General features: G+C 71.0%; 18 protein-coding genes. 12 read left to right on the top strand and 6 right to left on the bottom strand.

The annotated features are described in order from the left end of the window. Window positions 1–20: 20 nt before the first annotated feature. From C5708_RS05135 to C5708_RS05120, 4 genes are all read left to right on the top strand, one after another. Window positions 21–347, top strand: coding sequence for a hypothetical protein (locus tag C5708_RS05135; RefSeq protein ID WP_242918568.1), 327 nt, complete (start codon window positions 21–23; stop codon window positions 345–347). Next, complete coding sequence (locus C5708_RS05130) at window positions 344–742, top strand: hypothetical protein (protein WP_242918566.1); 399 nt, start codon at window positions 344–346, stop codon at window positions 740–742. The genes C5708_RS05135 and C5708_RS05130 overlap by 4 nt, the downstream gene beginning before the upstream one ends. 89 nt (window positions 743–831) lie before the next feature. Further along, window positions 832–1,473, top strand: a complete 642-nt coding sequence (locus C5708_RS05125) for a superoxide dismutase (protein WP_242918564.1) — start codon at window positions 832–834, stop codon at window positions 1,471–1,473. Between the two features lie 108 nt (window positions 1,474–1,581). Further along, entirely contained in the window at window positions 1,582–1,752 is a 171-nt protein-coding gene (locus C5708_RS05120) for a DUF1328 domain-containing protein (RefSeq protein WP_242918562.1), read from the top strand. A gap of 64 nt (window positions 1,753–1,816) precedes the next feature. On the opposite strand, the gene C5708_RS05115 is transcribed toward C5708_RS05120, so the two are convergent. Both C5708_RS05115 and C5708_RS05110 read right to left on the bottom strand, forming a co-directional pair. Beyond that, window positions 1,817–2,608, bottom strand: coding sequence for a metallophosphoesterase (locus tag C5708_RS05115; RefSeq protein WP_242918560.1), 792 nt, complete (start codon window positions 2,606–2,608; stop codon window positions 1,817–1,819). Further along, window positions 2,605–3,537: a diacylglycerol kinase family protein gene (locus tag C5708_RS05110; protein ID WP_242918558.1), complete on the bottom strand. Its 933-nt coding sequence runs from the start codon at window positions 3,535–3,537 to the stop codon at window positions 2,605–2,607. The genes C5708_RS05115 and C5708_RS05110 overlap by 4 nt, the downstream gene beginning before the upstream one ends. Window positions 3,538–3,710: 173 nt before the next feature. On the opposite strand from C5708_RS05110, the gene C5708_RS05105 reads away from it, so the two are divergent. From C5708_RS05105 to C5708_RS05095, 3 genes are all read left to right on the top strand, one after another. Beyond that, entirely contained in the window at window positions 3,711–4,064 is a 354-nt protein-coding gene (locus C5708_RS05105; protein WP_242918556.1) for a YMGG-like glycine zipper-containing protein, read from the top strand. A 92-nt stretch (window positions 4,065–4,156) separates the two neighbouring features. Further along, window positions 4,157–4,615: an OmpA family protein gene (locus C5708_RS05100; protein WP_242918554.1), complete on the top strand. Its 459-nt coding sequence runs from the start codon at window positions 4,157–4,159 to the stop codon at window positions 4,613–4,615. A 293-nt stretch (window positions 4,616–4,908) separates the two neighbouring features. Beyond that, a complete protein-coding gene (locus C5708_RS05095; RefSeq protein WP_242918552.1) occupies window positions 4,909–5,175 on the top strand; it encodes a hypothetical protein in 267 nt (88 codons plus the stop codon). Window positions 5,176–5,179: 4 nt separating this feature from the next. Here C5708_RS05095 and C5708_RS05090 read toward each other — a convergent pair whose 3' ends face one another. After that, on the bottom strand, window positions 5,180–5,353 hold the full coding sequence (locus C5708_RS05090; protein WP_242918551.1) for a DUF1328 domain-containing protein: 174 nt from the start codon (window positions 5,351–5,353) through the stop codon (window positions 5,180–5,182). A gap of 117 nt (window positions 5,354–5,470) precedes the next feature. After that, complete coding sequence (locus C5708_RS05085) at window positions 5,471–6,265, bottom strand: response regulator (protein WP_242918549.1); 795 nt, start codon at window positions 6,263–6,265, stop codon at window positions 5,471–5,473. 165 nt (window positions 6,266–6,430) lie between these two features. On the opposite strand from C5708_RS05085, the gene C5708_RS05080 reads away from it, so the two are divergent. The 4 genes from C5708_RS05080 to C5708_RS05065 are packed head-to-tail and all read left to right on the top strand — an operon-like array spanning window position 6,431 to window position 9,226. Next, entirely contained in the window at window positions 6,431–6,682 is a 252-nt protein-coding gene (locus tag C5708_RS05080) for a NepR family anti-sigma factor (RefSeq protein ID WP_278253798.1), read from the top strand. Beyond that, window positions 6,682–7,296, top strand: a complete 615-nt coding sequence (locus tag C5708_RS05075; RefSeq protein WP_242918547.1) for a sigma-70 family RNA polymerase sigma factor — start codon at window positions 6,682–6,684, stop codon at window positions 7,294–7,296. The genes C5708_RS05080 and C5708_RS05075 overlap by 1 nt, the downstream gene beginning before the upstream one ends. 4 nt (window positions 7,297–7,300) lie before the next feature. Then, window positions 7,301–9,049: a sensor histidine kinase gene (locus C5708_RS05070; protein ID WP_242918545.1), complete on the top strand. Its 1,749-nt coding sequence runs from the start codon at window positions 7,301–7,303 to the stop codon at window positions 9,047–9,049. Between the two features lie 36 nt (window positions 9,050–9,085). Next, window positions 9,086–9,226 (top strand): entericidin A/B family lipoprotein, encoded by a 141-nt coding sequence (locus tag C5708_RS05065; RefSeq protein WP_242918544.1) that lies wholly within the window; start codon window positions 9,086–9,088, stop codon window positions 9,224–9,226. Window positions 9,227–9,335: 109 nt separating this feature from the next. Here C5708_RS05065 and C5708_RS05060 read toward each other — a convergent pair whose 3' ends face one another. Continuing rightward, a complete protein-coding gene (locus C5708_RS05060; protein ID WP_242918542.1) occupies window positions 9,336–10,649 on the bottom strand; it encodes a cytochrome P450 in 1,314 nt (437 codons plus the stop codon). 214 nt (window positions 10,650–10,863) lie between these two features. Between C5708_RS05060 and C5708_RS05055 the strand changes: the two genes are divergently transcribed. Then, window positions 10,864–11,253 carry a PaaI family thioesterase gene (locus C5708_RS05055; RefSeq protein ID WP_242918533.1) on the top strand — a complete coding sequence of 130 codons (390 nt, stop codon included), beginning with the start codon at window positions 10,864–10,866 and terminating at the stop codon, window positions 11,251–11,253. Window positions 11,254–11,259: 6 nt separating this feature from the next. Here C5708_RS05055 and C5708_RS05050 read toward each other — a convergent pair. Next, window positions 11,260–11,460 (bottom strand): CheR family methyltransferase (locus C5708_RS05050; protein WP_278253797.1); only part of this gene is annotated, 201 nt, incomplete at its 5' end.

Here is an 11,460-nt window from a genome sequence, read left to right as displayed (position 1 = left end):
CGCACGACCGGAGATTTTTCATGCCCGCCGAGTCCCGCCTCAACCACGCCGCCGACAACATCTCCGACGCCGCCGAAAAGGCCGCCGACGCCGTCTCCAGCGCGGCGCACCACGCGTCCGACAAGGCCGAACGTTCGTTCAACGATGCGGCCCGCCGCATCGAAAAGGCGGTGCACGAAGGGCTGGAAGCCCTGCGCAGCCGCTCCGGCGACGTCGGCGAACGCTTCGACGTCGCCCAGCGCGTGGTCGCCGACCAGGTGAAGGAGCGTCCGTGGACGTCCACCCTCACCGCGCTCGGCGTCGGTTTCCTGGTCGGCCTGCTCGTCGCCGGCAGCCGTAACCGTTGATCGTCGAACGTACGCTGATGGCCCTGGCGGCGGCCGCGGCAGTCGCCGCCGCCGCCGCGATCAGTGTCGCCGCCGCCGCCTTCGCCCTCTATGCGTTGCTGCAGGGGCCGCTGAGCTCGGCTGGGGCCGCCGCCGTGGTCGCGGCGGTGTTCGCCCTGGTCGTCGCCGTCGCCGGCTTCTTCGCCGCGCGCAAGACCGAAGGCCGCGACCGCCACGCCCCCAAGCACGCCGACGCGGCCGGGCTGATCGACCTGGCCATGAACCTCGTTCGCGACAAGCCCGTGGTCAGCGCCGGGGCAGCCATCGCCGCCGGCCTCATCGCCCTGCGCAACCCACAACTGGTCGGCGTGGTGCTGCGGGCCTTTATGGATGGCAGGTCGCCCCCTAAATCCTGAGCCGGGTCGCCGACGGCGCAACCTTTCCCACCGCCCGCCGGTTGCTCGCCGGGGGCGGCGCGTTTTCATGTAGAGCGGAGTCCTCCCCCATGTTCGAACTGCCCGACCTTCCCTACGCGCACGACGCGTTGGAGCCGGTGATCTCCCGCCGCACCATGGAGTTCCACCACGACAAGCACCATGCGGCCTATGTCAACGTCACCAACGAGCTGGTGCAGAAGTCCGGCCAGGGCTACGCCAGCCTCGAAGAGGTCATCCGCGCGTCGGCGGGCAAGGACGCCAAGCTGTTCAACAACTCGGCCCAGGCCTGGAACCACGCCTTCTTCTGGAACAGCATGGCCCCGGCCCGGCAGGCGCCCTCGGGCGCCCTGGCCGCCGCCATCGACACGGCCTTCGGCGGCCTGGAGCAGTTGAAGACCGCTTTCGTGACCGAAGGCGTCGGCCACTTCGCCTCGGGCTGGGTGTGGCTGGTCGCCGAGGGCGGAGCCCTCAAGGTGATCTCGACCCATGACGCCGCCGACACCGTCACCGAGGCCGGCGTGACGCCGCTGCTGGTCTGCGACCTGTGGGAGCACGCCTACTACCTGGATCACCAGAACAACCGGAAGGGCTTCCTGGAGACCTGGTTCGACACCCTCGCCAACTGGGAGTTCGCCGCCGTCCAGTTCGCCTCGGCCGCCGGCCAGGGCGAGGGCTGGCGCTATCCCGAGCCCAAGGCCAAGGCCGCCTGATCAATAGATGAAGGAACACCCCGCCCCGTTCGGACGTTTATCAGAAGAGCGGGGCGGCGCCGAAAGGATAGGCGCCGCCAGAGCCTCAGGTTTCTTGGGAGAACTGAAATGCTCAGATGGGCGCTTATTTTTCTCGTCGTGGCCCTGGTGGCCGCGGTTCTCGGGTTTACGACGATCGCCGGCGCGGCTATCGGGGTCGCCAAGATTCTATTCTATATCTTCGTGATCCTGTTCTTGGTCTCGCTGGTCATGCATCTGGTGCGCGGGCGCACGCCCTGAGGCGGACCAGCCATCCAGGCGAGCGAATACGACGCCCCGGTCGACGGCCGGGGCGTTTTCGCGTTCAACCGGCGCCGCGCCGGGGCGAGGCCCAGGCGCGCCACGGCGTGAAGTCCCGGCCGTTCCAGCCGTAGGCTGTGACGGCGATGGTCGCGGCGTCGGCCTCGACGACGTTGAACCCGGCCGGCGCCCCCCGCTCGCGCCGCGACAGGGTCCCCGCGCCGACGGCGTAGGTGCGCCCATCGCCGAACGGCGCGGGCGCGACGAACGGGATGTGGACGTGGCCGGTGAGGATCAGGTCGGCGCCGGCGAGGTTCAGCCGCCGGGCCGCCTGTCGCCCGCCGCGCACCCGCCCGGTCATCGGCGCGCCCAGGGCCTCGGTCAGGGGATGGTGACAGGCGAACACCTTCAGGGCGCCGGCCGGCGCGGCGGCGAAGGCGGCCTCGGCCGCGGCGATCTGGCCGAAGCCGATCGCGCCCTTCGACCAGTTCAGCCGCGCCTGCGCCCCCCGGGCGGTGTTGGCGGCGCGCAGGCATAGGCCGGGGGCGGCGAAGGTCTGGTCGCGGGCGGGCCGGCCCGTGGCCCGCCCATAGGCGGCGAACGGGGCGATGAGCCGCGCGGCGAGGTTCAGATAGGGCGTGTCGTGGTTGCCCGGCGTGGCGATCCACGGGCGGGGCAGGCCGGCCAGCCACCCGGCGGCGGCCTCGAACTCCCGGCGGCGGCCGTTCTGGGTCAGGTCGCCGGTGAGGACGATCAGGTCGAAGCCGCCCGAGCGGGCGAAGGCGGCGGCGGCCTCGACCGCCTCGTGGTTCTCGCAGCCGAAATGGATGTCGGACGCGTGCAGCAGCCGGATCATGTCTCCGGCGTCTCGGGCGCCGCTTCCGGCGGCGGGACCAGGGCGTGGAAGGCCAGGGGAACGAAACGCACCCGCACGTCGCGCGGCAGCCGCGCCGGCTCGCCGTCCAGGGTGGCGGGAATCCAGCGCCGCGCCCAGACGTGGGCCGCACGGCACCGGCCCAGGCTGACGGCGGGGTCGTCGCGCCAGTCGCCGAACAGGTCGCCGAAGAAGGCCCGGACCCCCAGGCGCAGCACGTCCTGCGGTCCCGACGGATTGACGGCCGCCGCCTCCAGCGCGGTCTCGGCGTGCATGGCCCTGGACACCAGCGGGCAGACGAAGGTCAGGGCCTCGGCCTTCTCGTGCCCCTCGCCGTCGAGGGCGTAGCGGACGCGGCCGGAAAAGGCCTGGCGCACCGCCCGCTGCGCCCGCAGCACGGCCAGCCGCAGCTTGCGGTCGCGCGCCGCCTCGCGCGCGGGGGCCCATAGGGCGGGAGCGCCGAGCACGGCGGCCACGTAGAAGGCGCGGCCGTCCGCCTCGCCGCCGCTTACCGGCCGCACGACGCCATGGTCGAGAATCTCATGCAGCGCCGCCTGCCAGCGCCGTTCGCCGTACAGCGCCTTGGGCAACATGTTCATGGTGCCGCCGGGCAATGGGGCCAGCAGCGGCCCTGCGGGTCCGCACAGGGCGGCGGCGGCGCGCGCGGTGCCGTCGCCGGCCAGCACGATCAGCAGGTCTGGCCGATCGGCGATCGCCGCCTGCAGCGCCGCCTGCAGCCGCTCGTGTCCGGGCGCGGCGACATGGGCGTCCAGGCCGGCGTCGGCCAACAGCGCCTCCAGCTGGTCGGCGGCGTGCGGGCCGACCCCGCCCGAGTACGGGTTGACCACGGCGGCCACCCGGCGGAGCTTTGGGCGTTCCGTCGACGGCGGGCTTTCCGTTTCGAGCGTCATCTCGCGGCTTTCGGCTGGCGGTCCCCGACGGCGGCCCCGGTCGGGGCGCGTCCTGGCCTAACGGCGAGCCGCGCCGGCGGTTCCCGGCGATGGAACGGCCCGGCGGATCGACGCGTTGTCCGCGACAGGGCGCGGGGCGTGAAATCCAGAGCGTAACGAGAAGGACCGCATCGATGACCATCAGGATTGTCTGGAGACCGGCGGCGGCGATCGTCGCTGCAGGGCTGCTCGTCGCCGCCTGCACGTCGAGCGGCAATGTCGAGCGCAACGCCGCCGGCGGCGCGGCGCTGGGAGCCCTGGCGGGGGCGGTGATCGGCAATAACGTGGGCAACGGCGACGCCGGCAAGGGCGCGGCCATCGGCGCCGCCGTCGGCGGGGCGGCCGGGGCCGTGCGCGGCTGTCGCCAGGACGGCGGCTGCGGCGCGACCAATCGCAAGCAATATTATGACGAGCGCGCCGGCCGTTATTACTATTTCGATCAGGCAACCGGACGTTATTATTGGGAGAACGGTCAACCGCGCTATTGAGCTTTGCGCCGTCAGGCGCGAGGTTTCGGGGCGGCGAGCCGGTCGGCTGGCCGCCCTATTCTTTTAGCGGGCGCGTATCGGGAGACGGGGCTATGTGGCGACGGAAGATCCTTGGAGCGACGGCGGTCGCGGCTGGGTTGGGCGTGCTGGTCTCGGGCTGCGAGACGACGCCGGCCTGGATGCATTCGAGCAAGGTCGCCGCGCCGTCGCCGTGCGCGGACTTCAGCTTCCCGGTCTATTTCAAGGAATGGTCGGCCGACCTGACCGACGCGGCCCTGCAGGTGATCTCCGATTCGGCCGCCCGGTCGAAGGCCTGCCGGGTCGGCGCGGTGACGGTGGTCGGGCTGTCGGGCGCCAAGGGGTCGGCCGAACAGAACCTCGAGCTTTCCAAGCGACGGGCCGAGGCTGTGGCCAAGGCCCTGACCGACAAGGGCTTCCCAGCGCCGGCCGTGGACGTCGACGCCGTCGGCGAGCAGGGCGCGGTCACCAAGCGCGGGACCGAGCGGCCGTTGCGCCGCCGGGCCGAGGTGCAGGTCCACTTCGCCAGCTGAGGCCGCGCAAGAAAACGGGCGGGCCGTAAGCCGGTCCGCCCAGTCGTGCATCATCGAGAATAAGGGTTGCGGAGACGGCAGACCGGCGTATCGCCGGTCTCAAGTCGGGGGGGCGTCGCCGTCTCCGCAATCAGACAACGTCGCCGGCCGCGCACGGTTCCGCCGATTCTCAAAAATTTCTTCGCGATCGCGTCGCGGCCTCGCCGGGGTGCGAAACGGCCGCGGCGGCGCGCGCGTTTCCAACGAGCGCCGGACGACGGCGAAACATCGAAGGCGAATCGGAGGAGGCGGCCATGACCACCGCGTTCCGGCGTTCGTCGGGCCTCAGCGCCACGCGCACCCGACAGGCTTCGTGGGGGCGGCACATGTTCTGGGTGATGCTGATCTCCATCGCCCTGGCGATGAGCGCCCTTTTCGGCAGCTGGGCCTTCCACTACCGCGCCCTGCGCGACGCCGAGCAGACCCTCACGCCGGACGCCGCCGTCACCGGCCGCTCGCCCGCCGCCAGCGGCGACCGCCGCTTGGCGGGCCATTGCCAGGCCTTCTTCGAACGGTGCTGAGCGCCTAGACGACCGAGTCGCCGCGAAACGCCCGGATCACGAAGCCGCCGATCAACAGCACCAGGAACAGCACGAACAGCAGCTTGGCGATCGATGCGGCGACGCCGGCCAGGCCGACGAAGCCGAGAAAGCCCGCCGCGACGGCGAGCACCGCAAAGATCAAGGCCCAGCCGAGCATGGCGTAACGTCCTCGTGACGCGGCCGCGCCGATCGCGGCCGCTGGCGAGGAACAACCCGGCGCCGGTCGCGCCGGTTCCCTGGCGCTATTTCTCTGGGCTTCGCTTTTCCCGGCCCCTCAGGCGGCTTCCCGGCGGCGGGCCGGATGGAAGAACAGGGCCTGGCCGATGGCCGCCTTCACCGTCTCCGGCTGGAACGGCTTGGTGATCAGGAAGGTCGGTTCGGGCCGCTCGCCGGTGAGCAGCCGCTCGGGGAAGGCGGTGATGAAGATCACCGGCACGTCGAGCCGGCCGAGGATGTCCTTCACCGCGTCGATGCCCGACGAGCCGTCGGCCAGCTGGATGTCGGCCAGCACCAGGCCGGGCAGGCGCCGGTTGACCGCCTCCACCGCCTCGGTGCGGGTGGCGGCGATGTCGAGGACGTTGTGTCCCAGCTCGCGCACCAGCGCCTCGATGTCGGCGGCGATCACCGGCTCGTCCTCGATGATCAGCACGTCGGTGGCCAGTTCGGCGTCGATCTCGCTCTGGGCGCGGCTGATCAGGGCGTCGACCTCGTCGAAGTCGACGTCGAGGATCTGGGCCGCCTCGCTGGGGGTGAAGCCCTCCAGGGCGGTGAGCAGGAACGCCTGGCGCGAACGCGGCGCGATCCGCATCAGCCGGCGGCTGGCGTCGCCGGCGACGTCCTCCTCGGGAGCGTCCTCCAACTGCGCGCCGCTGGTGCACCAGATGGCGTGGAAGACATGGTAGAGGGCGACGCGGGGGCTGTAGCGGTCTTCCAGCGAGCGTTCGCCCGCGGCCAGGGCTTCGAGGGCCACCCGTACGTAATGATCTCCCGTGGCCTGATCGCCGGTCAACGCGCGCGCGTAGCGGCGGACGTAGGGCAGGTGCGGCGCCAAACGGGCAAGAAGACTCATGACCCCTCCCGATCTCCAGGTCTTCGACTGTACCAGGGCGCATTGAGCGCCCGCGTCGCGCAAGACGCAACGATATTGAACGCCCGCTGCACGAAGGGAGTTCCCTCGCGGCTCGGATTTTGCATTGTACATATCGGACCGGGGAACAAGATAGGCGGCCGCGCGTTGAGCGACGAACCCAGAACAGTTCGAGGGGACGGCGTTTCCTCGCCGCACGACGCCGACAAGATGATCGAGCAGACCTATATGGGACAGCGTCGCAGGCCAGATCCGTCTCTAGACGAGGCGCGGTTGCGGCAGCAGGCTATCGGCGTCAAGCTGCGCCAGATGTTCGACCAGGTGGTCAACGAGCCCGTCCCCGACGAATTCCTGGATATTCTCAAGCGGGCGGACGAAAAGCGGGCGGATCGCGATTGATGACGACGTCTCAGAACGCCGCGCCCTCGAAGCCCCAGGCCGATCCGGCCCAGGAAGCCGCCTTCAAACGCGAACTCGTCCAGCTGATCCCGCACCTGCGCGCCTTCGCCCGCACCCTGGCGGGCGACGCGGCCTCGGCCGACGACCTGGCGCAGGACGCCATGCTGAAGGCTTGGGACGCACGGGCCAGCTATCAGATGGGCACGAACATGAAGGCCTGGACCTTCATGATCCTGCGCAATCAGTTCTATTCCGAAAAGCGCCGGTCCTGGCGCCAGACCCAGCTCGACCAGGAGGCCGCCGAGCGGACCCTGGTGGCGGTGGACGACCCGCAGGCGCCCATCGCCCTCGACGAGCTGAGGCTTGGCCTGGCCATGCTGCCGGCCGAGCAACGCGAAGCCCTGGTGCTGGTCGGCGCCGGCGGGTTCGCCTACGAGGAGGCGGCCGAGATCTGCGGCTGCGCGGTCGGTACGGTGAAGAGCCGCGTCAGCCGCGCCCGCAAGGCGCTGGCGGTGGTGCTGGAGGGCGGCGACTATGATCGGGACGGCCGCCCGGCCGGCGACGCCATGCGGGCCATTCTCGCCGATGCGGAGAGGGTAAGCACGGTCAGGTGACGTCATGAAACGGTTGGCGTGGGGGCCGCTGACCACGATCCGTTTTCGCCTCGGGCCGGCCCTGGCCCTGGTGCTCGCGCCGGTGCTGATCCTCGGCGCGGTCCAGTCCGTGGTCGCCTTCGGCAAGGACGCCCAGGAAAGCCGGGCCAACCTGGCCCTCGCCGCGCAAAGAAGCGCCGCCACGGCGCGGGCCCGGGTCGAGGCCGCCGACGTCCTGCTGCAGACCCTGACCCCCGACGCCGTCGGCGTGCAATGCGCCCATCGCCTGGGCCAGGTCGTCGACGCCGTTCCGGGCTACGCCAACCTGATCCGCTTCGACGCCATCGGCCGGGTGTCGTGCGCCGCCGCCTCGACGCCGGGCGATCCCGACCGCCGCCGTTCGGAATGGTTCTCGCGCCTGCGCGCCGGCGAGCGGCTGATCGTCACCCGGGCCCCGCCGGGCGATTTCGGCGCCGACCCCTCGCTGCTGGCCGCCGCCCGGGCGGAGGACGCCACCGGCGCCTTCGACGGAGCGCTGGTGGCGGTGATCCGCCTGTCGAGCCTGCGCCCCGACACCGTCGACGCCGCCCTGCCCGAACACACCGAGGTCGCCCTGGCCGACGCCAGCGGCCGGCTGCTCACCCGCACCGACCCGCTGGCCTTCGCCAACGCTCCGGCCGACACCGGCCGCCGCGCCGCCAAGCAGGGGGCCTTCACCTACACCGGCCGCGACGCCAAGGGCGAGACGCGGATGTTCACGGTCGCGCCGCTGGTCGGCAGCGAGGTGTTCGTGGTGCTGTCGGCCCCGACCCAGGGCGTGCTATCCTGGGCCCAGCTCAATCCGCTGTCGAGCGTGATCTTCCCGCTGCTGTCCTTCACCGTGGCGCTGGGGGCAGTGTGGGTGGTGTCCGACCGGGTGGTGCTGCGCTGGCTGCAGTACCTCCAGCGCATCGCCGCCATCTATGCGCGGGGACGCTTCACCGTCCGCCCGCTCCAGGCCGACCGCGCCCCGCCGGAGATCCGCGACCTGGCCGACACCCTGGCGGTGATGGCCGAGACCATCGTCGCCCGCGACCACTCCCTGCGCGATTCCCTGGCCCAGAAGGACGCGCTGATGCGCGAGATCCATCACCGGGTGAAGAACAACCTCCAGGTCATCAGCTCGCTGATCAACCTGCAGCAGCGGGCGCTCGCCGACCCGGCGGCGCGGGCGGCGATGTCGGACACCTGCCAGCGGATCACCGCCCTGGCCCTGATCTACCGCGCGCTCTACCAGGGCAGCGACCTCAAGCGCGTGGACGTCCGCCGCTTCCTGGAGGAGCTGATCGCCCAGCTGGTGGTCTCGGACCAGTCGCGCGGCGTGGTGGTGCGCACCGAGCTGGAGGCCGACGACCTGATCGTCGACCCCGACAAGCTGGCGCCCCTGGCCCTGTTCGCCGTCGAGGCCATCTCCAACGCCCAGAAGCACGCCCTGGCCGGGCGCGGCGGGTTGCTGTCGGTGCGCTTCAAGGTCGACGGCGACGAGGCCGTGCTGGAGATCTCCGACGCGGGCGGCGGCCCGCCGCCGGACCTCGAGGCCGGCGGGGTGGGCCGCACCCTGATGACCGCCTTCGCCCGCCAGTTGCGCGGCCAGGCCGAGCTGACCGCCAACGAGCGGGGGGGCGTCACCGCGCGGCTGGTTTTCCCGACGCCGGACATTCGCGATGTCGGGCGAAGTCAAAAGGCCGATGCGCCAAATGAAGCCCGCGGCCGGCGGAACCAAGCGGCGGCGTAGCGCGTTCCTGTCCTGCAAAATTCAGGGGAACTGATGATGCGCAAACTGATGCTTCTTATGGTTGTCGCCGCCGGTCTGACCACGGCGGCCTGCAATACTGTCTCCGGGGCCGGCAAGGACGTGAAGGCCGCCGGCCAAGCCGTGACCCAAACCGCCGAGGACGCCAAGCCCAAGTAGGGCGCCTCGATCGCGAGAATCGGACGGCCCGTCTTTCACTCCCCCCCGACGGGCGGGCCTCCGACGCCCCGCCGCAGCGATGCGGCGGGGTTTTCATTTGGCCGGACGCTCAGGCGATCCGATAGCGGATGGGCAGATGCTTGGGGCCGCCCACGAACACCGCCTCGGCCAGGGCCGGGGGGCCGGCCAGCTCCAGCGAGGCCAGGCGCGGCAGCAGCTCCTCGAACAGGATGCGCATCTCCATCTTGGCCAGGTGCTGGCCCAGGCACAGGTGCGCGCCGTAGCCGAACGCCAGGTGCTTGTTGGGCGACCGGTCGATGCGGAAGGCGTCGGGGTCGGCGAACACCGCCTCGTCGCGGTTGCCGGACGGATAGGCCAGCCACAGCCAGTCGCCCTTGGCGATCTTGCGCCCGCCCAGCTCGCAGTCCTCGGTCGCCGAGCGCATGAAGTGCTTGACCGGCGTCGTCCAGCGGATGGCCTCGTCGACCAGGCCGGGAATCAGGCCGGGATCGGCCTTGGCCCGGGCGAACTGGTCGGGGTGCCGGCACAGCCCCCACACCCCGCCGGCGGTCGAGGACGAGGTGGTGTCGTGCCCGGCTGTGGCGACGATGACGTAGTAGCTCATCGCCTCGAAGTCGCTGATCGGTTCGCCGTCGATGACCCCGTTGGCGATCACCGTGGCGACGTCGTCGCGCGGCGAGGCCTTGCGGTCGTCGGTGATGCTTTTGAAATACATGAAGAAGTCGGCCAGCACGGCCTGGATCTGCTGGACGGCGTCGGCGTGGTCCATCATCTCCTGGCGGGCGCGGTTCAGCTCGGGGTCCTGGGCGCCGAACAGCTCCTGGGTCAGCCTGAGCATGCGCGGCATGTCGGACTCGGGCACGCCGAGGATCTCCATGATCACCCGCAGCGGGTAGGTCAGGGCGACGTCGCCGACGAAGTCGCACTCGCCGATCCCGTCCGGGCCGGCCAAGGCCGCCATGCGGTCGACGTGCTCGCGGGCGATGGTGCGGATGCGCTCTTCCAGCTTGCGGATGTTCTGGGGCAGGAACCAGGCCTGGGTCAGCACCCGGTGCTTGGGATGGTCGGGGGCGTCCATCTGCACCAGCGAGCGGACGAGGTGCGGGCTGCCGCCGGTTATCGCCCTGACCTTGCTGTCGGCCTCGATGGTGGTGAAGGTGGTGGACAGGTCGCCGCTGTGGAACAGGGCGTTCTGGCGGCTGACCTCCAGGATGTCGGCGTGCCGGGTCACCACCCAGAACGGGCGGACGCCGTCCAGCTCGGCCCGGCCCAGCGGCTGGTTGGCCCGCAGCCAGCGCATCGCCTCGTGCAGGGGCGTGTCCTGCGCATAGGCCTTGGGGTCGATCACCGTCGCGGCGATCTCATGCGGAATTGTCTCGGACGATAGTTCGGCGACGCTCATCGAATCCTCTCCTGGCGTGTCGCGCCCGGCGATTCGGACCTTTGGCGGCCGACGCCGGAACCCGTTCGATCTTCCCTGGTGTCGCCGTCTGGCGCGGCTCGACGGCGACAATGCGCGCGTGACGCGGGGGAAGCAAAGAGGCTTACCTGCAAGGTCATTGACGAAAGCGGCGCCGGGCTGGCCCGATGCCGGGGCCGCCCACGAGGAGACCGCCATGACCCAGGCCCCGCCATCCCTGCCGTTCGCCGATCTGTTGGGGGTGGATATCGTCGAGGCCGGCCCGACGCGGGTGCTGGGCCGGCTGACGGTGCGCGAGGACTTGTGCACGGCCGGCGGAATCCTGCACGGCGGCGTCTACATGTCGCTGGCCGACACGGTCGGCGCGGTGGGGGCGTTCCTCAACCTGCCGGAGGGCGCGCGCACGACCACCATCGAGAGCAAGACCAACTTTCTCGGCGCCGTCGCCGTCGGGGCGGTGATCACCGCCGAGGCGACCCCCGTGCACGTCGGGCGGCGGTCCTCGGTCTGGCAGACGCGGATCGTCGACGCCTCGGGAAGGCTGGCGGCGCTGGTCACCCAGACCCAGATGACGATCCTGCCCTGACCGGCGTCAGGCCGCCGCGGCGCGGAACCGCGGATTGCGGCGATAGACGCCGGGGGCGCCGGGCGCGGGCTGCAGGGCCTCGGTGACGTCCATGGCCGTCTCGCCGGCCCCCAGCGCCAGATAGCCGTCGTCGGCCAGCAGGCCGGCCAGCCGCTCCAGCACGCGCTTGCGGGTGGTCTCGTCGAAATAGCAGATGTGGACGGCCCC

Origin of the sequence: Caulobacter sp. CCUG 60055 (genome assembly GCF_022750545.1) — a bacterium.
In the GTDB taxonomy this organism is placed as follows: domain Bacteria; phylum Pseudomonadota; class Alphaproteobacteria; order Caulobacterales; family Caulobacteraceae; genus PUIC01.
The sequence above is the reverse complement of the archived record's forward strand: the minus strand, read 5'-3'. Positions and strand labels throughout refer to the sequence as shown.

Bases quoted from the DNA above. Each gene is read 5' to 3' on its own strand.
- C5708_RS05135 (WP_242918568.1), top strand. From the start codon at position 21: ATGCCCGCCGAGTCCCGCCTCAACCACGCCGCCGACAACATCTCCGAC.
- C5708_RS05060 (WP_242918542.1), bottom strand. From the start codon at position 10,649: ATGAGCGTCGCCGAACTATCGTCCGAGACAATTCCGCATGAGATCGCC.
- C5708_RS05070 (WP_242918545.1), top strand. From the start codon at position 7,301: ATGAAACGGTTGGCGTGGGGGCCGCTGACCACGATCCGTTTTCGCCTC.
- C5708_RS05120 (WP_242918562.1), top strand. From the start codon at position 1,582: ATGCTCAGATGGGCGCTTATTTTTCTCGTCGTGGCCCTGGTGGCCGCG.
- C5708_RS05110 (WP_242918558.1), bottom strand. From the start codon at position 3,537: ATGACGCTCGAAACGGAAAGCCCGCCGTCGACGGAACGCCCAAAGCTC.
- C5708_RS05100 (WP_242918554.1), top strand. From the start codon at position 4,157: ATGTGGCGACGGAAGATCCTTGGAGCGACGGCGGTCGCGGCTGGGTTG.
- C5708_RS05075 (WP_242918547.1), top strand. From the start codon at position 6,682: ATGACGACGTCTCAGAACGCCGCGCCCTCGAAGCCCCAGGCCGATCCG.
- C5708_RS05055 (WP_242918533.1), top strand. From the start codon at position 10,864: ATGACCCAGGCCCCGCCATCCCTGCCGTTCGCCGATCTGTTGGGGGTG.
- C5708_RS05090 (WP_242918551.1), bottom strand. From the start codon at position 5,353: ATGCTCGGCTGGGCCTTGATCTTTGCGGTGCTCGCCGTCGCGGCGGGC.
- C5708_RS05065 (WP_242918544.1), top strand. From the start codon at position 9,086: ATGCGCAAACTGATGCTTCTTATGGTTGTCGCCGCCGGTCTGACCACG.
- C5708_RS05085 (WP_242918549.1), bottom strand. From the start codon at position 6,265: ATGAGTCTTCTTGCCCGTTTGGCGCCGCACCTGCCCTACGTCCGCCGC.
- C5708_RS05105 (WP_242918556.1), top strand. From the start codon at position 3,711: ATGACCATCAGGATTGTCTGGAGACCGGCGGCGGCGATCGTCGCTGCA.
- C5708_RS05095 (WP_242918552.1), top strand. From the start codon at position 4,909: ATGACCACCGCGTTCCGGCGTTCGTCGGGCCTCAGCGCCACGCGCACC.
- C5708_RS05125 (WP_242918564.1), top strand. From the start codon at position 832: ATGTTCGAACTGCCCGACCTTCCCTACGCGCACGACGCGTTGGAGCCG.
- C5708_RS05115 (WP_242918560.1), bottom strand. From the start codon at position 2,608: ATGATCCGGCTGCTGCACGCGTCCGACATCCATTTCGGCTGCGAGAAC.